This window comes from Burkholderia stabilis (genome assembly GCF_001742165.1).
Lineage (GTDB): Bacteria > Pseudomonadota > Gammaproteobacteria > Burkholderiales > Burkholderiaceae > Burkholderia > Burkholderia stabilis.
Genome location: NZ_CP016442.1, coordinates 1125619 through 1146833 on the forward strand (window position 1 = coordinate 1125619; position 21215 = coordinate 1146833).

The 21215-nt window shown below is 68.1% G+C and carries 19 protein-coding genes; 7 read left to right on the forward strand and 12 right to left on the reverse strand.

The window, feature by feature from the left end; genetic code table 11:
- Nucleotides 1-64 precede the first annotated feature (64 nt).
- Nucleotides 65-1411: an MFS transporter gene (locus BBJ41_RS05255; protein WP_069745614.1), complete on the reverse strand. Its 1347-nt coding sequence runs from the start codon at nucleotides 1409-1411 to the stop codon at nucleotides 65-67.
- A 366-nt stretch (nucleotides 1412-1777) separates the two neighbouring features.
- On the opposite strand from BBJ41_RS05255, the gene BBJ41_RS05260 reads away from it, so the two are divergent.
- Entirely contained in the window at nucleotides 1778-2599 is an 822-nt protein-coding gene (locus BBJ41_RS05260) for a carbon-nitrogen hydrolase family protein (RefSeq protein WP_069745615.1), read from the forward strand.
- Nucleotides 2600-2633: 34 nt separating this feature from the next.
- Here BBJ41_RS05260 and BBJ41_RS05265 read toward each other — a convergent pair whose 3' ends face one another.
- The 3 genes from BBJ41_RS05265 to BBJ41_RS05275 are packed head-to-tail and all read right to left on the reverse strand — an operon-like array spanning nucleotide 2634 to nucleotide 5642.
- On the reverse strand, nucleotides 2634-2945 hold the full coding sequence (locus tag BBJ41_RS05265; protein ID WP_069747594.1) for an AtuA-related protein: 312 nt from the start codon (nucleotides 2943-2945) through the stop codon (nucleotides 2634-2636).
- Nucleotides 2945-4303 (reverse strand): acyclic terpene utilization AtuA family protein, encoded by a 1359-nt coding sequence (locus tag BBJ41_RS05270; RefSeq protein ID WP_069745616.1) that lies wholly within the window; start codon nucleotides 4301-4303, stop codon nucleotides 2945-2947. Before BBJ41_RS05270 ends, BBJ41_RS05265 begins: the two co-directional genes overlap by 1 nt.
- 40 nt (nucleotides 4304-4343) lie before the next feature.
- Nucleotides 4344-5642, reverse strand: coding sequence for a CitMHS family transporter (locus BBJ41_RS05275; protein ID WP_069745617.1), 1299 nt, complete (start codon nucleotides 5640-5642; stop codon nucleotides 4344-4346).
- 97 nt (nucleotides 5643-5739) lie between these two features.
- Here BBJ41_RS05275 and BBJ41_RS05280 point away from each other — a divergent pair, with 97 nt between their 5' ends.
- Nucleotides 5740-6636: a LysR family transcriptional regulator gene (locus BBJ41_RS05280; RefSeq protein ID WP_069745618.1), complete on the forward strand. Its 897-nt coding sequence runs from the start codon at nucleotides 5740-5742 to the stop codon at nucleotides 6634-6636.
- Nucleotides 6637-6685: 49 nt separating this feature from the next.
- Here the strand turns inward: BBJ41_RS05280 and BBJ41_RS05285 are convergent, their stop codons facing one another.
- Both BBJ41_RS05285 and BBJ41_RS05290 read right to left on the reverse strand, forming a co-directional pair.
- Complete coding sequence (locus BBJ41_RS05285) at nucleotides 6686-7270, reverse strand: flavin reductase family protein (protein WP_069745619.1); 585 nt, start codon at nucleotides 7268-7270, stop codon at nucleotides 6686-6688.
- A 132-nt stretch (nucleotides 7271-7402) separates the two neighbouring features.
- Nucleotides 7403-7828 carry a VOC family protein gene (locus tag BBJ41_RS05290; protein WP_069745620.1) on the reverse strand — a complete coding sequence of 142 codons (426 nt, stop codon included), beginning with the start codon at nucleotides 7826-7828 and terminating at the stop codon, nucleotides 7403-7405.
- 111 nt (nucleotides 7829-7939) lie between these two features.
- Between BBJ41_RS05290 and BBJ41_RS05295 the strand changes: the two genes are divergently transcribed.
- Entirely contained in the window at nucleotides 7940-8830 is an 891-nt protein-coding gene (locus BBJ41_RS05295; protein WP_069745621.1) for a LysR family transcriptional regulator, read from the forward strand.
- A gap of 28 nt (nucleotides 8831-8858) precedes the next feature.
- On the opposite strand, the gene BBJ41_RS05300 is transcribed toward BBJ41_RS05295, so the two are convergent.
- The 4 genes from BBJ41_RS05300 to BBJ41_RS05315 are packed head-to-tail and all read right to left on the reverse strand — an operon-like array spanning nucleotide 8859 to nucleotide 13820.
- The gene (locus BBJ41_RS05300) at nucleotides 8859-9626 is read right to left on the reverse strand and encodes a hypothetical protein (protein ID WP_069745622.1); all 768 of its coding nucleotides are present in this window, start codon (nucleotides 9624-9626) and stop codon (nucleotides 8859-8861) included.
- A 55-nt stretch (nucleotides 9627-9681) separates the two neighbouring features.
- Complete coding sequence (locus BBJ41_RS05305) at nucleotides 9682-12267, reverse strand: TonB-dependent siderophore receptor (protein ID WP_069745623.1); 2586 nt, start codon at nucleotides 12265-12267, stop codon at nucleotides 9682-9684.
- Between the two features lie 53 nt (nucleotides 12268-12320).
- Nucleotides 12321-13307 (reverse strand): FecR domain-containing protein, encoded by a 987-nt coding sequence (locus BBJ41_RS05310; RefSeq protein WP_069745624.1) that lies wholly within the window; start codon nucleotides 13305-13307, stop codon nucleotides 12321-12323.
- A gap of 3 nt (nucleotides 13308-13310) precedes the next feature.
- On the reverse strand, nucleotides 13311-13820 hold the full coding sequence (locus tag BBJ41_RS05315) for a sigma-70 family RNA polymerase sigma factor (protein ID WP_069745625.1): 510 nt from the start codon (nucleotides 13818-13820) through the stop codon (nucleotides 13311-13313).
- Between the two features lie 705 nt (nucleotides 13821-14525).
- Between BBJ41_RS05315 and BBJ41_RS05320 the strand changes: the two genes are divergently transcribed.
- Together BBJ41_RS05320 and BBJ41_RS05330 are read left to right on the forward strand one after the other, a co-directional pair.
- A complete protein-coding gene (locus BBJ41_RS05320; protein ID WP_069745626.1) occupies nucleotides 14526-15686 on the forward strand; it encodes a porin in 1161 nt (386 codons plus the stop codon).
- Nucleotides 15687-16106: 420 nt separating this feature from the next.
- Nucleotides 16107-17324: a lytic transglycosylase domain-containing protein gene (locus BBJ41_RS05330; RefSeq protein ID WP_069745628.1), complete on the forward strand. Its 1218-nt coding sequence runs from the start codon at nucleotides 16107-16109 to the stop codon at nucleotides 17322-17324.
- A 171-nt stretch (nucleotides 17325-17495) separates the two neighbouring features.
- Here BBJ41_RS05330 and BBJ41_RS05335 read toward each other — a convergent pair whose 3' ends face one another.
- A complete protein-coding gene (locus BBJ41_RS05335; RefSeq protein ID WP_069747595.1) occupies nucleotides 17496-17810 on the reverse strand; it encodes a hypothetical protein in 315 nt (104 codons plus the stop codon).
- 296 nt (nucleotides 17811-18106) lie between these two features.
- On the reverse strand, nucleotides 18107-18853 hold the full coding sequence (locus BBJ41_RS05340; protein WP_069745629.1) for a MipA/OmpV family protein: 747 nt from the start codon (nucleotides 18851-18853) through the stop codon (nucleotides 18107-18109).
- Nucleotides 18854-19099: 246 nt separating this feature from the next.
- Between BBJ41_RS05340 and BBJ41_RS05345 the strand changes: the two genes are divergently transcribed.
- The gene (locus tag BBJ41_RS05345; RefSeq protein ID WP_069745630.1) at nucleotides 19100-19825 is read left to right on the forward strand and encodes a response regulator; all 726 of its coding nucleotides are present in this window, start codon (nucleotides 19100-19102) and stop codon (nucleotides 19823-19825) included.
- Nucleotides 19826-21202 carry an ATP-binding protein gene (locus BBJ41_RS05350; RefSeq protein ID WP_069745631.1) on the forward strand — a complete coding sequence of 459 codons (1377 nt, stop codon included), beginning with the start codon at nucleotides 19826-19828 and terminating at the stop codon, nucleotides 21200-21202.
- Nucleotides 21203-21215: the final 13 nt, after the last annotated feature.

Consider the following 21215-nt stretch of genomic DNA (forward strand, 5'->3'; position numbering starts at 1 on the left):
TCAATCTCCGTCCCCTGTCGATTTGATTTGATTTGATGTGCTTGTCGTCGCCGAATGCTTCGACCTAGCCGCGCGCACCGGCGCGCTTTGCGACCGCGCTGCCCGTCGCCGCGGGTTCCCCTGCATCGATTTCGGCCATGCTCAGCCCGGCCGTTTCCTTCAGGAAGTAAGAACAGATCGCGACGATCGCGAGCGCCAGCGCGCCGTACAGGCCGACCGCGAACGCGTTGTGATGCGTCACGATCAGGATCGCGGTCGCCGCGCTCGATGCGGTGCCGCCGCCGAGCGCCGCGCCGATCTGGTAGCTGGCCGAGATGCCCGAATAACGCATCTCGCGCGGGAACTGCTCGCCGAGAAACGCGGGGATCGGCCCTTGCGTCGCGCCCATGCAGCCGCCGGCAACCGCATACGCGATCACCGCGAGCGGCATGCTCTTCGTCGCGACGAGCGGAAAGAACGCGAACAGGCCGGCCGTCATCAACGCCGCGCCGGCGATCATCACGGTGCGGCGGCCGATGCGGTCGGACAGGTGCGCAAACAACGGCGCGGACACCACGATCGACACCGACAGCGCGAGATCGAACATCAGCGCCTGTGTGCTGCCGTAGCCGATGTCGGTCGCATACGCGAGAAAGAATGTGCTGCCGATATACGCGATCGTGATGTAGCCGAACGCGATTCCCGCGCACAGCAGCAGCTCGCGCGGGCGCCGGCGCAGCGCGTCGACGATCGGCATGCGCGCATGCGCGACGGGCACCGCCTGCCGGTGCGCGCCGGCCTGCAGCCGCGCATACAGCCCGACCAGCACCAGCAGCCCGCCGATCCAGAACGGGATGCGCCACGCGATGCCCGACAGGTCGTCGTTGAACGCCGTGCTCACGCCCGCGAACACGACGTCGCCGAAGATTCCGCCGACGCCGATCCCCATGCTCGTGAAACTGCCCCACAGCCCGCGCTGGCCCGGCGGCGCGACCTCGATCCCGAACAGCGCGGCGCCGCCCCATTCGCCGCCGGCGGCGAGCCCCTGCACGAGACGCAGCGCGATCAGCAGGATCGGCGCGGCGACGCCGATCGACGCATAACCTGGCAGGCAGCCGATCAGCAGCGAACTCGCGCCCATCAGCAGCAGTGTCGTGACGAGCACGCGCTCGCGCCCGAAGCGGTCGCCGAAATGGCCGAACAGCACGCCGCCGACCGGGCGTGCGAGAAAACCCGCGCCGAATGCGCCGAACGCGACGAGCGTCGCGGTCAGGCGATCCAGCGACGGAAAGAAGACCTGCGGGAACACCAGCGCGGCCGCCATCCCGTAGATCACGAAATCGTAGAACTCCAGCGCGGTACCCAGACCGGATACGCAAAAGGTCCTGAACGCCGCGCGTGCGGACGCCCGTCGGGAATCGTCTCCACCCATGATTTTTCCTTTGTTGTCTATCTGTCGCACCGGACGCGCCACGTACGCTGCGGGTCGTGTCTCTTTCCGGACGGGAACAAGTCGGTGCGCCGGCCGAACCGGCGAACGGCATCGAAGCCGGCCGGGGCGACCGGTGGACGCTAGATTAACGGAAGGCCCGGGCGCGAATCGCGGCCGGTTTTGACACAATTTATGTGCCTGTCAGGCACAAATCGGCGGCCGGCGCAGTGGCGGGCGCAGAGATCAATACCCCCGACGGGTTAACGCGTCGGCGGGATGGGAAACCATGGGCTTCGGCGCATACTGGGGCCTGTTTTCAACCGTTCCGTCGCCTGCCGCGACGGGCCACAGCCACCGAAATCGCCCATGAAACTGAAGCTCGACATCGTGCAGCTCGCCGGCCGCGACGGCGACACGCACTACAACCTGCAGCGCACGCTCGAAGCGATCGCGACCTGCGCGCCCGGCACCGACATCGTGATGTTCCCGGAAGCGCAGCTCACCGGCTTCCTCGATCCGTCCAATCTCGCCGAAGTCGCCGAGCCGCTCGACGGCCCGAGCGTCGGCGCGGTGATCGCGGCGGCGCGGGCGCGCGACGTCGGGGTCGTGGTCGGGCTGATCGAGAACGACGGCGGCCGCTTCTACAACACGACCGTGTTCGTGACGCCGGACGGCATCGCGCTGCGCTATCGCAAGACGCATCTGTGGGTGAGCGAGCACGGCGTCGTGCTGCCCGGCGACCGCTATGCGACCGTCGAATGGCGCGGCGTGCGGATCGGCCTGCTGATCTGCTACGACAGCGAATTCCCCGAACCCGGCCGCGCGCTGGCCATGCTCGGCGCGCAATTGATTCTCGTGACCGACGGCAACATGGAGCCGTACCGCGCGGTCCACCGCACGTCGGTATCGGCCCGCGCGATGGAAAACCAGGTGTTCGCGGTGGTGGCCAACCGCGTCGGCGACAGCACGCACGACGTCGTGTTCGCGGGTGGCAGCCTCGCGGCCGATCCGTTCGGCAACCTGATCTTCGAAGCCGGCAACACCGAATCGCGCCACACGGTCGAACTCGATTTCGACCAGCTCGCCGCATCGCGCGCGGTCTACGACTATCGGAAGGATCAGCGCCTGCAGATCGCCGGCGAGCGCATCGAGCACGCGGACGGGCGTCGCGAGCTGCTGATTCCCTGAGCGCGTGCGCGCGGCCCGGCGGCGGCGTGCGCCGTCATGCCGGGTCGGGTACGTCGATCGCCAGCAGCGCCGAGCTGACCGACTTGCCGTGCGCATCGAGCGCGAGCGAGCGCGTCACGCCGCCGCCGAGCGCATCGCGCAGCACGAAATTGAAGGCCGCGAGCGCCGGCAATTCGTAGCGCGCGACGTCGCCGTGCACGATGCCCGCGAGCCACGCCTTCACCGCCTCCGCATCGAGATGCGCGCGCAGATGGTCGTAATGACGCGGATCGCGGCAGATGACCGATACGTTCAGCGTATTGCCCTTGTCGCCGGTGCGCGCATGCGCGAGTTCACGCAGTTGCATCATGCCTCCACGAATGAAAACGACGGCGTCACGGCCGTGCGCGGCAGCAGCACCGACTGCACGGCGATCACCTCGCGCGTCGACTTGAACGCGCCGCCGCCGCCGGCCGGCCCGTTCGTATAGAGCGTCTCGACTTCGTTGCCGATCCGCGCCGCTTCGGCGGCGCTCGCCGCGCGCCCCGCCACCCGCACGCGCACTTCGGCCGGCTCGCCGCGCACGGCCGGCGTCGCGTCGCCGTACAGCGAATCGACGCCGATCAGGTCGAAGCGCAACTCGGTCGCGGCGACGCCGGTCAGCGCCAGCCGCTCGCGAACGATGTCGAGCGCAAGGCGCGCGCGTTGCAGCGCGCCCGGGCCGCCGTATGAAATCTGGCCCTCGCCGATATAGCCGTCGACGTACGCCACCGACACCTTCAGCGTGTCGGGCCGCGCGGTGCCGCGCCCGCCCGTCACGCGCACGCGGTCCGACGCTTCTTCCGCGACGGCCACGCGCGTGAAATCCGCGACGACGTCGGGCTGCAGATACCGCGCCGGATCGTGGATCTCGTAGAGCAATTGTTCCTTGCAGGTCGCCGCGCTCACGCGGCCGCCCGCGTGCGGCACCTTCGTGATCACGACCGAGCCGTCGGCCGCGACTTCGCCGATCGGGAACCCGAGCCGCGCAAGATTCGGCACGTCCTTGTAGCCGGGATCGGCGAAATACCCGCCCGTCACCTGCCCCGCGCATTCGAGCAGATGGCCGACGACGGTCGCCTGCCCGAGTGTGTCCCAGTCGTCCATCCGCCAGCCGAACGCGTGGATCAGCGGTGCGGCGAACAGCGAAGGATCGGCGACGCGCCCGGTCAACACGACGTCCGCGCCGGCCGCGAGCGCGTCGACGATCGGCGCGGCGCCGAGATAGGCGTTCGCCGACACGATGCGCTCGCGATACGCGGCGACTTCGTCGCCCGACTCCTCGAAGCGGAACGCGCCGCGCAGCACGACGTCGAGCACGTCGTCGCCTTCGACCGCCGCAACCTTCAGCGGCGCGATGCCGAGCGATTGCGCGATCTGCGCGGTGCGCCGCGCCGCCGCGCGCGGGTTTGCCGCGCCCATGTTCGACACGATCCGCACGCCCTTCGGCACCGCGACCGGCAGCACGGCGCGCATCCGCGCGTCGAGCAGCGGATCGTAGCCGAGCGCCGGGTCGGTGCGCCGCGCCTGCTGCGCGATCGCGATCGTGCGTTCGGCCAGGCATTCGAAGACGAGATAGTCGAGCTGCCCGTGTTCGGCGAGTTCGACCGCCGGCTCGATCCGGTCGCCCGAGTAGCCGGCGCCCGCGCCGATGCGCACGCTTTGACGAGGTTGCTTTGCTGTCATGTTCGTACCGTGATCCGGCGGGCGTCGCCGCCGGAAAAAATCAAAAGATGCCCAGCACGACGCACGCGATCGTCATCACGATCGAGGCGCCGAACAGCAGCGGGAACGTGAACTTCTGATGCTCGGCCAGCTCGATCCCGCACAGTCCGACGACGAGGAACGTCGCGGGCGTCAGCGGGCTGACCGGAAACCCCGTCGTCATCTGGCCGAGCAATGCTGCCTGGCCGACCTGCACGGCCGGCACGCCGAGCTGGCCGGCTACTTCCGCGATCACCGGCAGCACGCCGAAGTAGAACGAATCGGGATCGAACAGCATGCTGAGCGGCATCGACGCGAAGCCGAGCACCACCGGGATATGGCCGGCCATCGACGGTGGCACGAAGCCGACCGCCGCCTGCGCCATCGCCTTCAGCATCCCGCTGCCCTGCATGATCCCCGTGAACACGCCGGCCGCGAGCAGGATGCCGGCCATCATCAGCGCGGCGCGCGCATGCGCGTCGATCCGCTTCCTCTGCATGTCGACGTCCGGATAGTTCACCATCAGCGCGATGCACAGCCCGACCATGAACATGATCGCGGGCGGGATCTTCTCGCCCATCACGACCATCGTGCCGAGCACGACGAGCGTCAGCACGAGGTTGAACCAGAACAGGTGGGGCCGGCGCAGCGCCTGCTCGTCGGGCGTCAGTTCGCGCGTCGGCAGCGGGATCGACGCATCGTCGCGCGACAGGCCGAGCCGCTTCTCCTCGCGCCGCCCGAGCCAGTACGCGACGCCGAACACGAACAGGAGCCCGATCGCCTGGACCGGAATCAGCGGATTGAACAGCGCCGACACCGGCAGGTGCAGCGACGCCGACGCGCGAATCATCGGCCCCGTCCACGGCAGGAAGTTGATGCCCGCGGCCATCGACACCGCCGCGGCCAGCACGCGCCGATCCATCTTCAGCCGGTCGTACAGCGGCAGCACGGCGGGAATCGTCACGAGAAAGCAGACGGCACCCGAGCCGTCGAGGTGGATCAGCAGCGCGAGCAGCGTCGTGCCCATCACGATGCGTGTCGGCCGCGTGCCGACCGCGCGCAGGATGCGGTCGATGATCGGGTCGAGCGTGCCGGCGTCGGTGATCGTCCCGAAATACAGGATCGCGAACACGAACATGCCGACGACGGGCGCAAGCCCCTTCAGCCCGTCGACGACGAACTTGCTGGTGTGCAGCCCGAAGCCGCCGATCAGCGACGCGGCGATCGGCACGAGGATCAGCGCGACGAGCGGCGACATCCGCTTCGACAGAATCGCGGCCAGCAGCACGACGATCGTGCCAAGCCCGAGTAACGGCAGCATCCGTGTCTCCTACCTTGTCTTTTGTTGGAGACGAGCGTAAGGTCGGCGCAGCAATAGCACAATTGAAATGATTTGATCGCAACAATCACGAACGATTATGGATCTGAATCTTCGCGACATCCGCGCTTTCGTCACCGTCGCGCACGCCGGCAACTTCACGCGTGCGGCCGCGCGGCTGCACCTGTCGCAGCCGGCGCTGACCGTGCAGATCCGTCGGCTCGAGGAAATCGTCGGCGCGCGGCTGTTCGACCGCAACAGCCGCAGCGTCGCGCTCACGCAGACCGGGCGCGAGCTGCTGCCGCTGCTGCAACGTTCGCTCGACGACATGGAGCGCGTGCTGCGCGATGCGCGCGCGCTCGGCGAAGGCGCGAGCGGCACGGTGCGGCTCGCGTGCCTGCCGACTTTCGCGTCGAGCCTGCTGCCGGAGCTGATCCAGTCGTTCCGGCGCGACGTGCCGCGCGCGGGCTTCGAGATCCGCGACGGCGTCGCGAGCCTCGTCACCGCGCTGGTGCGCAACGAGGAAGCCGATCTCGGGCTGACGGGCGGCGACACGTTCGATGCGTCGCTGGAAGTGCTGTATGCGGGCGCCGACCGGCTCGTCGCCGTATGCCCGAAGGATCATCCGCTCGCGCGCAAGCGCCGCGTGCGCACCGCCGACGTCGCGGGCGTGCCGCTCGTGCTCACCGCGCAGGGCACCAGCGTACGCAGCGTCGTCGATGCCGCGCTGGAAGCGGCCGGCTGCACGCCCGAGATCGCGTGCGAGCCGACCTACATGATGACGGCCGTCGCGATGGTGCGCGGCGGCCTCGGTGTGACGATCCTGCCCGCGACCGCGCGCGAGGTGCGCGCCGAGCCCGACCTGGTCGTGAAACCGATCGACGATCCCGCGTTCGTGCGGCCGATCGCGCTCGTCACGAAGCGCGGGCGCACGCTGCCGCGCGTCGCGCAGGCGTTCGCCGAAACGATGCTCGCGGAATTGAAAAAGCGCGCGTGAATCGCGCGCTCCGAGGCGGACAGGAAGCCCGCCCGAGGCTTACTGCGGCTTACTGCGCGTCCGGGTCGACGTGCAGCGATTCGCCGATCGCATAGAAATTGCCGCCCGCGATGTAGTGCAGGCTGCGCAGCGCGGGATCGGCCGATTCGAAATACCAGTGGCCGTCGCGGAACACGCGCGTGTCGGACCACGCGCCAACCACCTCGCCGATGAACAGGTCGTAGGTCTGCTGGTTGTGCGGTTCGGGAATCAGCCGGCAGGCGAGCCAGCCCGAGCACCCGGCGACGAACGGCAGGTCGTGGCCTTCGACGTCAAACAGCGTGACGCCCGCCTCTCGCAGTTTGTCGGGCCGCTCCGCGAGACTGTGGCTGCCGACCGCATGCGTGAGCTGCAGTTGCGCGGCCGTCGGCACCTGGATCACGAACGTGCCGCTACGCTCGACGAGCTCGCGCGTCTTCGCGGATTTGTCGAGCACGACGGTCAGCTTCGGCGGCAGGAAATCCAGCGCGCACGCCCAGGCGGCGGCCATCACGTTGTCGACGCCGTCGTGCCGGGCCGACACGAGCACGGTCGGGCCGTGGTTGAGGAGACGGTAGGCTTTCTTCAGCTCCACCGGAGCGATGTGACTGTCCATACGGGTTCCTTGGAGAACAGCGCGCACGGACGGATGCCGTGCGGCGCGGCGCCGGTCGGCGCGCGTGCGCGCACCCCGGCCCGAGGCCGCATTCTCGCACCCAATTTCAATCGGCGCTGACGGCCGGCTCCGTCACTTCGCGAACAGCTGGCCGATGTCGCGGAACGCCTTGAACTCGAGCGCATTGCCGCACGGATCGAACAGGAACATCGTCGCCTGCTCGCCGACCTGCCCCTTAAACCGCACATACGGCTCGATCGCGAATGCCACGCCGAACGATTTCAGCCGCTCGGCCAGCGCCTCCCAGCTCGGCCAGTCGAGCACGATCCCGAAATGCGGCACCGGCACGTCGTGACCGTCGACCGCGTTCGTATGTGCGCTGTCCTGCGATGCCGTTTTCGGATGCGCGTGAATCACGAGCTGGTGCCCGTAGAAATCGAAGTCGACCCATTGCGCGCTCGAGCGCCCCTCCTCCAGCCCGAACACCCGGCCGTAGAAGTCGCGCGCGGCGGCCAGATCGTGGACAGGAATCGCCAGATGAAACGGTGAAAGACTCATGGATGCCTCGTGAATGAACGATCGCCCGGTGCGAATACGGGCCATGATAGCCACCGCCGATCAAAAATTAAATCAATATATAATTTCCCGATTCACAAACGGAATTGATGAATGATCCGCGAGCTGAAAACCCTCGTCGCCGTCGCCCGGGAAGGCACGTTCGCCGCGGCCAGCAACCGCATCGGGCTGACGCAGGCAGCCGTGAGCGCGCAGATGCAGCGCCTCGAAGCCGAACTCGGCTTTGCGCTGTTCGACCGGCAAGGCCGGTCGGCGCGCCTGAACGAGATGGGCGATCACGTGCTCGGCCAGGCGCAGGAGCTGATCCGTCTTTACGAAAACCTGAGTTCGACGACGCCCGGCTCGCCGGCCGCCGTGCGCGTGACGATCGGCGCGATCGCGTCGGTGCAGAGCGCGCTGCTGCCGGCCGCACTGGCCGATTTCCATCATCGCCACCCGGCATGCCGGACGCGCGTGATACCGGGGCTGTCGATCGAGCTGGTCAACCGGGTCGATGCGGGCGAGATCGACATGGCCGCGATCATCCGGCCGCCGTTTGCGTTGCAGAGCGACCTGCACTGGACGACGCTCGTGCAGGAGCCGTTCCGGCTGATCGTGCCGCGCAACGTCAAGGGCAAGGATTGGGCCGCGCTGCTCGCGAGCGAACCGTTTGTCCGTTACGACCGCGCGTCGTTCGGCGGCCGGCAGGTCGATCGCTTCCTGCGCAAGATGCATATCGCGGTGCGCGAAACCTGTGAACTCGACGAACTCGACGCGATCGTCAAGCTGGTCGAGAACGGCGTCGGCATCGCGATCGTGCCGCAGACCGCCGTGTATCGCCGCTGGCCGGCAGGCGTGCGCGCGATCGACCTCGGACACCACACGTTTCACCGCGACATCGGGCTCGTGCATCGCGCGCGGCGGACGATGTCGGAACCGGCGCAGATGCTCGCGCGGCTGATCGAAGAAGCGTCGCAACGGCGCGCGCCGCCGCCGGCCGCGTAAGCGGCGTGCGTACCGGCGCCGCTGCGTCTCAGCGCCGCCCGGCCGCCCAGTCGACCGCCGCATCGAACAGCGCGATGCCGGCCGGCGACAGGTTCACGAACGTGTCGTTGTCGAGGAAGAACATCACGCGGCGCGCCGGCGCGAGCGATTCGTAGTCCATCGTCGCGCCCTTCTCGTACGCGAAGATCGCAGCCTTGTCGGGTTGACCGTACACGGTCGCGATCGTGATCGCGCCGAGCCCCGGCTTGCCCCAGCTCATCGGCGCCTGCTTGCCGTACACGTTCGTCGCGCCGGCCGGCAGCCCGGCCGCAATCGGGTGCGGCGCGTTGACGAGCCACAGGTAGCGCTCCTTGCCCGTTTCGCCGAAGTCGACGTCGTGGCGCTTGCCCGTCATCGCGAGATCGTCGAGCAGGTCGTTTTCCCAGGTCACGAGCGGCTTGTCGAGCGTGCGCCAGCCGGGCCGCACGTTCTTCGACGACACCGTGGACGAAATCACGACCAGGTCGGCGTCGCGCGCCGCGTCGGGTGTCGCCGATTCGTCGACCAGGCGCACCGTGTAACCGCGTTCGCCGAGATGCTGGACGATGCGTTCGTCGATCTTCAGGTTCGGGCCGCGCAATTGCACGAGCATCGCGACGCGCGTGACGGCCGCCGGCGCATCGGCCGCGAATGCGGGTGCGCCCGCGCCGAGGGTCGCGCCCAACGCGAGCACCGAGCCCGCGATCGCGCGCAATGCGCGGCGCCGCGCGCCGGCGGCCACGGCGCGCACGGCACCGCTCTTCGTATTCCGGTTCATGTGGATCTTCTCCGAAGCCGCGCGACAGGGTGCATGCCGCACGGCGGTTGCGTGGTCAGAACTGCAGCGTGGTCAGCAGCGACACCTGTCGCGCGTCGCCGATCGCGACGAAGTAGCGGTTCGCGCTCGACGGGTAGTACGTGCGGTTGAAGAGGTTCTTCACGTTGAGCTGGAACGACAGCTTCTGCTTGCCGATCCGCGTGTCGTACGTCGCGAACGCATCGGCGAGCACGTACGACGGCAGCGTGAAGCTGTTCGCCGAATCGCCGGGCCGCGCACCGACGTAGCGCGCGGCCGCGCCGATGCGCAGGTCGTCCCCGCCGGCCAGCGTGCCGACGTCGTAGACGGCCGCGAGCGACGCCGTGTGCCGCGCGACGTTCCACAACCGGTTGCCCGCATACAGCGGATCGTCGACCGTCTTCGCATCGATGTACGCATAACTCGCGATCACGTTCACGCGCTCGCCGATCCTGCCCGACACGTCGAGTTCGACGCCGCGCGAGCGCGCCTTGCCCGACGTGCGCCAGTCGGTCAGCTTCGTCGTGTCGTTGTACTGCGACACGAGCACGTTCTTCTTGTCGATGTTGAACAGCGCGAGCGTGCCCGTCATCCCGCCCGGCAGGTCGAGCTTGCCGCCCACCTCCCACGCGGTCGCCTCTTCCGGCGGCGTCGAGCCGTCGATCATGTAGCCCGATGCCATCGGCGCGATCGACGACGACGGCTTCAGCGATTGCGAATAGCTGCCGTACAGCGAGAACGCGTCGGTCCACTTGTAGACGACGCCCGCGCGCGGCAGCCACTTCGAGCCGCTGAGATCGGTGTTCGCCGTGAACGGCCGGCCGCGCCCGGCGACCTGGTTGTACGTGATGTAGCGCAGCCCGCCCGACACGATCCATTTGTCGGTCAGGTGAATGCTGTCCTGCAGGAACACGGACGTGTCGTGCAAGGTGTCGGTCTGGTCGCTGTCGCTCGCGGACACCGTGCTCGACGGCGGCAGCAGCCCGTACACGGGATCGATGTAGCTGAACGGCGTCTTCACGGCCTGCCGCAGCATGTCCTTGCGATAGATGCGGCGGTACTCGCTGTCGACGCCGAGCTGCAGGTCGTGGCGCATCCCCGCGAGCGTCACCTTGCCGTTCACGTAAGCGATGCCGTAGCTGTCGGTGCTGAGCGAGCCGTGCGTCGCATCGTTGCTGCGCGACAGCGTGCCCTTCACCGGATCGACGCCCGTCGTGCGCAACTGGTTCGCGTCGTAGGTCTCGCGGTTGTAGCTGTAGCCGAGGTGTGCGCTCCAGTCCGCGTTGAACTGGTGATCGATGCTCAGTTGCGCGAGATGCGATTCGCCGTCCATGTTGTTGAACGGCTCGTCGAGCCGACGCCGCGCGGGAATGTCGAGCGGCGCATTGGTGCGCGGGTCGAGCGCGGTGCCGCGATCGAACGGCGAATGGAATTTGCGGTACTCGTAGGACACCACGACCTGCGTATCGCGGCCGTACCACGCGAGCGACGGCGCGACGAAGGTCTGCCGGTTTTCGCCGAAGTTGCGCCAGTACTGCTCGTTCGACTGGTCGACGATCAGCCGGTACGCAAGCCGCGAATCGCCGATCGGCCCCGTCGAGTCGAACGTCGCGCTGCCGCCGTTCTTGCCGTGCCCGAACGTCGATGCGCCGAGCGAGATCGCGTTGTAGCGCGTGAGCTGCGGCTGCTTGCTGACGACGTTGACGACGCCGCCCGGGTCCATCAGCCCGTACAGCAGCGAGGTCGGCCCCTTCAGCACTTCGACGCTGTCGACCGCCGCGTTGAACGATCGCCCCTGCACGATCGGCATCCCGTTGTGCATGATCGAGCCGTCGCGGTTGCCGCCGAAGCCGCGCTTCATGATCGTGTCCTGCGTGCCCGCGAGCGTGTTGCCCTGCGTGATGCCGCTCACGTTGCCGAGCGCGTCGTCGAGATTGCGCGGGCGCTGGTCGCGCAGCACCTGCGCGGGCACGACGTTGACCGCCTGCGCGGTGTCGAGCAGCGGAATGTCCGAACGCAGCACATTGGCTTCCTTCGCCGGCCGGTAGCTTTCGGCGCGCAGCGCGGTGCTGCGCACGTTGATCGCCGGCAGTTCGGCTGCCGCCGCCGCGCCAGTCGCCGCGGGTTGCGCGGCCGAGCCGTTCGCGCGCATCAGCGTGTAGCCGCCGCCCGGCTGGCGCAGCGCGACGAGCCCCGTGCCCGCCAGCAGGCGATCGAGCGCACCGTCGACGTCGAAGCGGCCGTGCACGCCGCCGCTCGTCAGGCCGGACGTCAGCTCGGCGGGGAACGCAAGCAGGATGCCCGCGTCGCGCCCGAACCGGTTCAGCGCGCCTTCGAGCGAGCCGGCCGGAATGTCGAACGCGCGGCGCGCCGCGCGTTGCGCGGCAGGCGCCGCATCGGCGTCGGTGTCGATGTCGGCCAGCGCGGGCAGCGGCAACAGCGCCGACAGCAGGACGGCGCCGGCCAGCCGGCGCGCGAAGCGGCCCGACGCGGCGGGCGCGGCCGCGTGCGAGGCACGCGACGGATGACGGGCGGGCGCCGGGCGGCGCCGATACGTGAGACGGATGGAAGCCATGATCGGGGAGTCGGTGGACGATGGGCCAGTGCTGCTTTCATTACCCATGTCACGCGAACATCGAGAAACAGCTCAGGTCGGCGAAAATTTTTTCGACGCACTCACGAACGAGCCGGCACGACCGTCGCCCAGTAGCGCGTCAGGTACTCGACGTCGATCGGCAGCGTCGCCTTCAGCGTGTCGAGCACGCGCGCCGGATCGTCGAGCGGATAGGTGCCCGACACGCGCAGGTCGGCCACCGCCGCGTCACAGCGCAGGCTGCCGCGGCGATAGCGGTCGAGCTCGACGACGAGGTCGGCCAGCCGCATGCGCGACGCGACGAGCATGCCGCTCGTCCACGCGGACGCATACGCATCGAGCGGCGCCGCCGCGCCGATCGCATCGCGCGTGAAATCCGCGCCCTCTCCCGCCGCGATCACGCGCGCGCCGGCTTGCGCATCGGCCGGCTGCACGCGCACGGCGCCGGCGAACACTTCGATGCGCGTCGCGCCATCGTGCTGCCGCACCGTGAAGCGCGTACCGAGCGGCCGCAGCTCGCCCTGCGCGGTCGCGACGACGAGCGGCCGCGCAGGCACCCGATCGTCGTGGCCGCTCGTCACCATGATCGTGCCGCGCAACAGGTGCAGGGAGCGCGCCGTGTCGTCGAAGCGCACGTCGAGCGCCGTGTCGGTATCGAGCACGACGACCGTGCGATCCGCGAGCGTCACCGTGCGCCGCTCGCCGACCGCCGTTCGCAGGTCGGCCGGCCAGATCGCCGCACGCCGCGCGGGCTCGGCCATCCATGCGGCGCCGCCCGCGAACAGCAGCACGGCCAGCGTCTTCACCGCCGCGCGGCGGCGGTCCGCACGCGGCGGCAGCAGCGCCGCGTGCGCGGCCTGCGTGTCGAGCCCGGCCGCCAGCCGGCCGAACCTGCCCTGCATCGCTTCGATATGACGCCATGCCGCGTCGTGCGCCGGATCTTCGGCGCGCCAGCGCGCGAGCGCGGCGGCGAACGCGTCGTCCGTGCGGCCGGCCTGCCGGTCGACCCACCATTCGACCGCGCGACGCGCGACGTGCGGCGGCACCGCCGGCGCTCCCGGGGCGGCCATCGTTCAGGCCGCCATCGCGAAGAAGCACTGCGTGCCGGCCTTCACGAGATGGCGTTTCACCGTCGCGAGCGACACGCCGAGTTCGCGCGCGATCTCGGCCTGTGTAAGCCCGTCGAGCTGCGCGAGCAGGAATGCGCGTTTTGCGGCGACCGGCAGGCCGTCGAGCAGCCGGTCGATTTCGAGCAGCGTCTCGAGCACGACCGCCCGCTCCTCCGACGACGGCGCATACGCTTCCGGACGCTGCGCGAGCACGTCGAGATACGCGCGCTCGATCTGCTCGCGCCGCCAGTGATTGCTCAGCACGCGCTGCGCGACCGTCGTCAGGAACGCGCGCGGCTCGTCGGCGTGAATCGGCTCGTCGCGCGCGAGCAGGCGCATGAACGTGTCGTGCGCCAGATCGGCCGCGCGGTGCGCGCAACCGAGCTTCCGGCTCAGCCAGCCGCGCAGCCACGCGTGGTGGCCGGCATAGAGGGCGTCGATTTCTCGATGGAGAGACAGCTTGTCAGCGGACATGGCCGGGTTCCGGTGTGCGCAGGCGGCGGCAATTTTGTAAATGAGAATGATTATTATATACAAAAGCATGCTGACGGCCTGGGTTTCGGTGCGTCACTGCCGCATGCCGTGGCGCGCGAGACGTCGGCCGGCGGCGCACCGGTGCCGGCCGGTCATGCCGACGCAGCACGCTCGTGGCGCCGCGTGCATGCAGCGCCGATGAAATCGGGATGCCCGTCGGCGCATACGGCAGATCGATGCCTGCCGGATGCTGCGCATCCGAACGGACCAGGAGAACGTCACACGCCGCAACGATCCGCACGCAAAAACGGTAACCGGCGCCGCCGCAAAACACGGTTCGCTCGTCGACCCACGCTCGCTCCCGGGCGCGAGCGATGCTCCGCTATCACATTCATTACAGTGCGACCAATTCAATTCATTCAATAATCAATTGACGGATCAACGACAATATCCCGGCTGCCGTCATTCCCCGGAAAATCACCGGAAATTATCTCGAAATTCGCAAGCCGCATCAGCCGAATCGCGAAATCAAAACCAATTGATACGCTATTTCAAATAATTCAAATCCCTCAATAGAGAATACCGGAGGACGTGCCTGTCGGCTTTACGTCACAAAAGAGAATTTCATTTTTGCCGTTCTATTACGGCTCTGTAGTCTCCTGCCATCCCGGATCACGCACACAAGCCAATGCGCAAGGAGATGAAATGAAACGCACGACCCTCTCGCTGATTTCCCTCGCGTCGTTCGCGGCGATACCCGCCGCGCAGGCGCAGTCGAGCGTCACGCTGTACGGCGTAATCGACACGTCGATCACCTACGTGAACCACGCGCAGGGCAAGGACAACGCGTGGATGCTCGGCAACAGCAGCGCGGGCAACCTGGCCGGCAGCCGCTTTGGCGTGAAAGGCACCGAGGATCTCGGCGGCGGGCTGAAGGCGCTGTTCCAGCTCGAGAACGGCTTCGACCCGAGCAACGGCCGCCAGGGCCAGGGCGGCCGCATGTTCGGCCGCCAGGCGTTCGTCGGCCTGACGAGCGACCGTTACGGCACGCTCACGTTCGGCCGCCAGTACGATCCGCTCATCGATCTCGTGCAGGGCATCACCGCCGACAACTACCTCGGCAGCGTGTTCGCGACGCCGGGCGACGTCGACAACTACGACAACAGCTTCCGCGTCGACAACGCGGTGAAATACACGTCGGCCGTGTATTCGGGCCTGCAGTTCTCGGCGATGTATTCGTTCGGCGGCATCGCCGGCAGCACCGGCGCCGCGCAGTCGTATTCGGCCGCCGTGTCGTACAACAACGGGCCGTTCAGCGTCGCGGGCGGCTATTTCCACGCGACCAACAGCCCCGCGTCGAACAGCCTGCGCAGCGGCTGGACGAGCTCGTCGGACGGCACGTTCGACGGCCCGATCAACAGCGGCTACGCAAGCGCGCACTCGTTCGGCATCGCGCGGGTTGCCGGCCAGTACGTCGCCGGCCCGTTCACGTTCGGCGTCGGCTACAGCAACGCGCAATACCGCCGCGACGCGAGCTCGGTGTTCGGCTCGAACGAGCACTACAACACGGGCCAGGGCTTCGTGAACTACCAGGCGACGAGCGCGCTGCTCGTCGGCGTCGGCTACAGCTACACGCGCTCGGGCGGCGACACGTCGGCGACTTACCACCAGGTCTCGGCCGGCGCGGACTACAACCTGTCGAAGCGCACCGACGTCTACCTGACCGCCGCGTACCAGCACGCGAGCGGCCAGACCGGCGACGGCAACGGCGGCTCGATGGCCGCGCAAGCGTCGATCGGCTCGTATGGCTATGCGGGCACGAGTTCGCAGACGATGGTCAACCTCGGCCTGCGTCACCGCTTCTGATGACGGCGGACGGCCGGTTGCGCGCCGCGCGGCCGCCGTTCGGCCGGAACCGCATTCATCCGCACGGCGGCTTCGGCCGCCGTTGTTTTTGCGAGCGTCTTTCCTCGCCGTTTCCGGCGCCGGCGCCGACTGCCGCGCGATTTCCGTCCCGTTTGATTCCGCGCCGTTTCCTCGCATGACTGACGCGATACGTCAGTATTCCGGGCGTCGCCATTGCACCGGGATTCACCGAAAAGCCGGCCATTTTTACCGATCGGGATGCGTCGCGGCCGGTGATCCGGCGCGATAAAAATGCGCGGCACGCACACGGGCAAATGCAAAGGAAAGTTTGACGCGAGCCATTTGCCTGTCCGCTATGGCAAACTTCGCGTCTCTCGTCATTTCCTTGCACCGGGCGGCCGGATTCCGCCCCATCCTGCCATGCCGCGTCAGACAACCCGTTCGATCAGCCGTGAAGCGCTGAAGATCGCCTCGACGATCGCGATGTCGTGCGTACTGCACAGCGTCGCGCGGGCCGATTGCCTCGACGACGCGGCCGCGTTCCAGCATGTGAGCGTCAGCCTGATGCGCGGCATCGCGCAAGTCGAATCGGGCATGAATCCGAACGCCGTCAACACCAATACGAACGGCACGGTCGACATCGGCCTGATGCAGATCAACAGCACGTGGCTGCCGACGCTCGCGCGCGAAGGCATCACGCGGGAAAGCCTGTTCGATGCGTGCACGAACGCCTATGTCGGCGCGTGGATCCTGTCGCAGAACATCCGCCAGCTCGGCGCCAACTGGAACGCGATCGGCGCGTACAACTCCGCGTCGCCCGACAAGCGCCTCGCGTATGCGCGCAAGGTCTATGATGCAATCCGGACCCTGCCGGATTCGCCGGATACTCCCATGCCCATCCTTCCACCCTCCTTCACGCCGCCACAGCAGGCACAGACGTACAACCCGTTCGCGAGCCTGAGCGTCTCCGCGCCGCCCGTCGCTGCGCGCCCGCGCACGGTATCGCCGGCTCCGCCCCCGCCGCCGCCGCAGGGTGGCCCCGCCGGCCCGGCTGGTACGTACAACTTCGGCTGGACGGTCACGGGCGCCGACCAGGCAAAACCGACGCAAGTTTTCGACGACGGCGCGCGGATCTACGTGCAGTTCAGCGACATGAAGCACGTGCCGGCGATCTTCACCGAAACGTCATCGGGCCGCGTGCTGATGTCGTGGGAGCTGCAGTTTCCGTATGCCGTCCTGACCCGTCCCGCGCAAACGTTAATCTTCCAGCTCGGGCCGTTCGAGGCGCGCGCGCAACGCGGCGCGGCCGGGGCCGCGGGCATGACCGCGCAGGCCGGGACGGCCGCGCAGCGTCCGGGAGCGACGACGGCGGCGTCCAATTCGAAGCAGCCTGCCGATGCGGCAGCGAATACGGCAGCCAATCCGGCGACGAAACGCACGGCGTCAGCCGATGCGCTCTGGTATCTGAACACGCCGTCGACGTCGGGATCGGCAGCAGCGTCGCCGTCGACAGCGAACGTGCCCGCCACGTTTCCGACGGCCGTCACGTCGAACACGCCGCCTGCCGCACCGGCCCCGGCGCCGGCTGCTCAACCCTCGCGCGTCAGTACGGACGCGCTTTGGTACATCTCGAAGTAACGCGCACGCGATCGCGCGCATCGCGCGGCGATCGTTTGTCCACGGTCGGCGGCAACGCAGGCGCGTTCATGCCGCCCATCCACTGCAGTTCCGCCGTGCCGTTCTTCCTGAATGACACGCGCGGACAACGCGGCATCGGCGATCCGGCCGCGCAATCGTCGCGTCGATCGATCACCCGCGCCGCACCCAGATCACCTTCCCGTCGCGAATGCCGAGATTGCGGCGCTCCTGACGGTAATCCATCGTGCCCGGCAACGACTGGCCGTCGCGCTCGAGCACGCGCCACAGGCAGCCACCGAGTTGCGCGGCCGCGTCGGCTTCGGTCTTGCCGATCAGCGCGTCGTCCGGCCCCGCGTCGGCCTTGCACGCCTGCCCGCCATTCGCCGGCGTGCTGCCCGGGCTCGTGATTTTCGTGTTCATGTCCGCGCACCCCGCAAACGTTGCGCCCGCAACCAGTGCCATCATCATCGCGATCGTCTTCTTCATCGATTTCTCCCTTTCGCACCCGGCCGGGCAGCGGCAGCGTTCGTCGCCGGCCGGGCATTGCATGCATGTGCGGTTCCACGCGTTGCTGGCCGCTTCCTGACGGATGCCGGCCGGCGAACCGCACGCTCGCGCCCCGGCCGCACCGATTCCGCACGTCCGGGCCGCGGGCCCGGCCTGACGCCGGAGCCGCCTGCATGTTACCGCACGCGATCGGCAGTCACGACGCGGCGCCGATACGTCGCGGGTTGCGCGCGCAACGATCGCACCGACGCAACGCGACGCACCGGATCGACCGCTCAGAACTTGTAGGTCACGCCCGCAATGCCGTAGTAGTTGCTGCGCGACTGAACGATCGGGCTGTCGCCCGAGCGGCCGAGCAGCCGCGTCACGCCGCCGGTCGCGAGCACCGACCAGTGCTGCGACAGGGTCCAGTTCCACGCGACCGCCATCGATGCGCTGTCGATCCCGCCGCTCACCGAATACGGCCGGAACCGGCTCGTCATCGACTGCGCGTCGGTCACCCCGTAGAACGTCTGCGTATAGCGCCCCGAACCTGCGTGCACGGTGCCCGTCACGATGATCTCGTGCTGCGCGGTCTTGAACACGGGCACCGCGAGATCCATGTGCCCCGAGACGCCGCGCGACGTGTGCGTCACGGGCGTGTCGATCGTGACGCTCAGTTCGGCCGCATTGAAAAGCGTCACGCCCGCGCGCACGCCGACGAGCACCGAGCCCGGAATCCGGCCCATGCCCTTCAGGTAGTCGGAGCCCGGCAGGTCGAAACGGGTCTCGTCCGCGCGGCCCGGGTCGTAGTTCACGGCTGCCGACACGAACACGCCGTGCGGCAGGTCGAGCCGGTAGCCCGCGCCCTGCGTGCTGTCGATGAAGAAGCCGTTGCCGAACGTGGCGGAAAACGACGGCGCGACGACGCCGCGATACTGTTTGCTGCCCTGATAGCGCGGCGCGAACCCGCCGCCGAGCGACAGCGAATACTGGTTTTCCGCGTGAGCGGCGGCGGCGAGGGTCAGGCCGGCGAGCGGCATGCAATAGCGGTAGCGGCGGAGTATTGGGCGCACAATATTGAGATAAGAGTGACGGAGCCCGCAGTCTAGGTGCCGCCCTGCGCCGAGACTGTCCTGAATCTGCGGAGAATCTGTGCTCAATTGTGTTCGATTGTTCGAGATTGTCTTACCACTGTCCCGGCCGCGGGAACGCCGGATAGAATTCGCGTGCCACGCGGCACACCGGCTTGTCGGAGCGTGAGACGGCGTGCGCATTCCGAGGAGACCATGAACGAAGATCCGCTCAAATACCGTGTGCTGCTGATCGAGGACGACGACCGCCTCGCGCAGCTCGTCCGCGAATACCTCGATGGATACGAATTCGCAGTGACGGTCGTACGGCGCGGCGACCTCGCTGTCGCGGCGGTACGCGAGCACCAGCCGGCCCTCGTGATCCTCGACCTGATGCTGCCCAATCTCGACGGCATGGAAGTCTGCCGGCGCATCCGCGCGTTCACCAACGTCCCCGTGCTGATCCTGACCGCGCGCGTCGACGTCTACGACCAGGTCGCCGGCCTCGAGACGGGCGCCGACGACTACGTGACGAAGCCGATCGAGCCGCGCGTGCTCGTCGCGCGCGCCCGCGCGCTGCTGCGCCGCGCGCAGCCGGCCGCCGCGGAAGCGCCCGTCGCCGCACCCGAAGCACTCGTGTTCGGCGAGCTCGCGATCTCGCCGCCGAACCGCACCGTCACGTGGCGCGGCGAGCCGGTCGACCTGAAGACCGCCGAATTCAACCTGCTGCTGATCCTTGCGCGCTCGGCCGGCACCGTGCTGAGCCGCGACGACATCCTCAAGCAGTTGCGCGGAATCGAATTCGACGGGCTCGACCGCTCGGTCGATTCCGGCATCTCGAAGCTGCGCCGCCGCTTCGAGGATGCGTCGTCGGAGCCGCACAAGATCAAGACGATCTGGGGCCGCGGCTACCTGTTCAGCCCTTCCGCGTGGGACGAATAAATGCTGCGCCCGTTGATCAGGCTGTACCTCATCGTGATCCTGTTCGTCGCCGCGTCGATCGTGATCATCCAGTTTTCGTTCGACCGGATCTTCTACGAACGCGGCGCGCAGGCGCAACGCGACTCGCTGACGACCTATGCGTTCGTGCTCAACGACTACCTCGAACGCCATCCCGGCGGGCAGCGCACGCTTGCGCTGCGCGAGCTCGCGAAACACGGCAACGAAGGATTCGGCTTCCTGTCGATGACCGCCGCGCGCGCGCAACTGAGCGGCACGCCGCTGCACGACCTCGATGCCGGCAGGATCGCGATCAGCTACAACGGCAAGGATTACTACATGCCGCTCGCGGACGGCACGGTGCTGCACGCGCGGCCGGTCGAAGCGCCCGATCTCGACATCCGGATCTACGCGTACCTGCTGCTCGCGATCAGCACGCTGTTCGCCGTGGTGCTGTGGATCCACTATCACTGGCGCGACCTGCGCAGGCTGCAGGAGGCCGCGCGCGCGTTCGGCGCCGGCACGCTGTCGACGCGCGTGAAGCTGTCGGGCAAGTCGAACATCTACGAGTTGTCGCAGCAGTTCAACGACATGGCCGAGCGCATCGAGGCGTCGATCAAGCAGCAGCGCGAAATGATGCACGGCATCTCGCACGAACTGAAGACGCCGCTCGCGCGGCTCGAATTCGGGCTCGCGCTGCTCGCCGAACCCGACGAAACGGCACGGATGCGCGAGCGCCGCGACGCGCTGCGGCGCGACGTGCGCGAACTCGACGAGCTCGTCACCGAGCTGCTGACGATCGGCCGGCTCGAACAGGGCGCGGGCCAGCTCGCGCCGATGGAGGTGGTGGTCGATGCGCTGATCGACAGCGTCGCGGGCAATGTCGTGAACGACGTCGCCGATCGCGGCGTCACGCTCGACGTGTCGATGCGCGGCGCGCCGCCGACCCACGTGTGCGATCCGAAACTCGTCGCACGGGCGTTGCTGAACCTGATCCGCAACGGCGCGCGCTATGCGCAGCGCAAGGTGCTGCTGGCCGCCGCCAGCGACGAGACCGGCGCGCTCGTGCTGAGCGTCGACGACGATGGCCCCGGCATTCCGGCCGCCGAACGCGCGCGCGTGTTCGAACCGTTCCAGCGGCTCGACTCCAGCCGCGACCGGCAGACCGGCGGCTTCGGGCTCGGGCTCGCGATCGTGCGGCGCGTTGCGCTGGTGCATGGCGGCGACGTGCGGCTCGAGGATTCGCCGCTCGGCGGCGCACGCTTCGTAATCACGCTGCCCGCGCGCGAACTGCCGGACAGCCTCTTCGACGTCGCGGACACCATCACGCATGCCAACGTGATCGGCAACGGCACGAGCACGGCCGCGCCGTCGCGATGAGATGCACGGCGGG

Excerpts from the sequence above, each read along its gene's own strand:
- BBJ41_RS05280 (WP_069745618.1), top strand. The coding sequence starts at position 5,740 with ATGGATCTGAATCTTCGCGACATCCGCGCTTTCGTCACCGTCGCGCAC.
- BBJ41_RS05295 (WP_069745621.1), top strand. The coding sequence starts at position 7,940 with ATGATCCGCGAGCTGAAAACCCTCGTCGCCGTCGCCCGGGAAGGCACG.
- BBJ41_RS05340 (WP_069745629.1), bottom strand. The coding sequence starts at position 18,853 with ATGCCGCTCGCCGGCCTGACCCTCGCCGCCGCCGCTCACGCGGAAAAC.
- BBJ41_RS05285 (WP_069745619.1), bottom strand. The coding sequence starts at position 7,270 with ATGGACAGTCACATCGCTCCGGTGGAGCTGAAGAAAGCCTACCGTCTC.
- BBJ41_RS05320 (WP_069745626.1), top strand. The coding sequence starts at position 14,526 with ATGAAACGCACGACCCTCTCGCTGATTTCCCTCGCGTCGTTCGCGGCG.
- BBJ41_RS05305 (WP_069745623.1), bottom strand. The coding sequence starts at position 12,267 with ATGGGTAATGAAAGCAGCACTGGCCCATCGTCCACCGACTCCCCGATC.
- BBJ41_RS05255 (WP_069745614.1), bottom strand. The coding sequence starts at position 1,411 with ATGGGTGGAGACGATTCCCGACGGGCGTCCGCACGCGCGGCGTTCAGG.
- BBJ41_RS05330 (WP_069745628.1), top strand. The coding sequence starts at position 16,107 with ATGCCGCGTCAGACAACCCGTTCGATCAGCCGTGAAGCGCTGAAGATC.
- BBJ41_RS05275 (WP_069745617.1), bottom strand. The coding sequence starts at position 5,642 with ATGCTGCCGTTACTCGGGCTTGGCACGATCGTCGTGCTGCTGGCCGCG.
- BBJ41_RS05335 (WP_069747595.1), bottom strand. The coding sequence starts at position 17,810 with ATGAAGAAGACGATCGCGATGATGATGGCACTGGTTGCGGGCGCAACG.
- BBJ41_RS05350 (WP_069745631.1), top strand. The coding sequence starts at position 19,826 with ATGCTGCGCCCGTTGATCAGGCTGTACCTCATCGTGATCCTGTTCGTC.
- BBJ41_RS05290 (WP_069745620.1), bottom strand. The coding sequence starts at position 7,828 with ATGAGTCTTTCACCGTTTCATCTGGCGATTCCTGTCCACGATCTGGCC.
- BBJ41_RS05310 (WP_069745624.1), bottom strand. The coding sequence starts at position 13,307 with ATGGCCGCCCCGGGAGCGCCGGCGGTGCCGCCGCACGTCGCGCGTCGC.
- BBJ41_RS05315 (WP_069745625.1), bottom strand. The coding sequence starts at position 13,820 with ATGTCCGCTGACAAGCTGTCTCTCCATCGAGAAATCGACGCCCTCTAT.
- BBJ41_RS05265 (WP_069747594.1), bottom strand. The coding sequence starts at position 2,945 with ATGCAACTGCGTGAACTCGCGCATGCGCGCACCGGCGACAAGGGCAAT.
- BBJ41_RS05260 (WP_069745615.1), top strand. The coding sequence starts at position 1,778 with ATGAAACTGAAGCTCGACATCGTGCAGCTCGCCGGCCGCGACGGCGAC.
- BBJ41_RS05345 (WP_069745630.1), top strand. The coding sequence starts at position 19,100 with ATGAACGAAGATCCGCTCAAATACCGTGTGCTGCTGATCGAGGACGAC.
- BBJ41_RS05300 (WP_069745622.1), bottom strand. The coding sequence starts at position 9,626 with ATGAACCGGAATACGAAGAGCGGTGCCGTGCGCGCCGTGGCCGCCGGC.
- BBJ41_RS05270 (WP_069745616.1), bottom strand. The coding sequence starts at position 4,303 with ATGACAGCAAAGCAACCTCGTCAAAGCGTGCGCATCGGCGCGGGCGCC.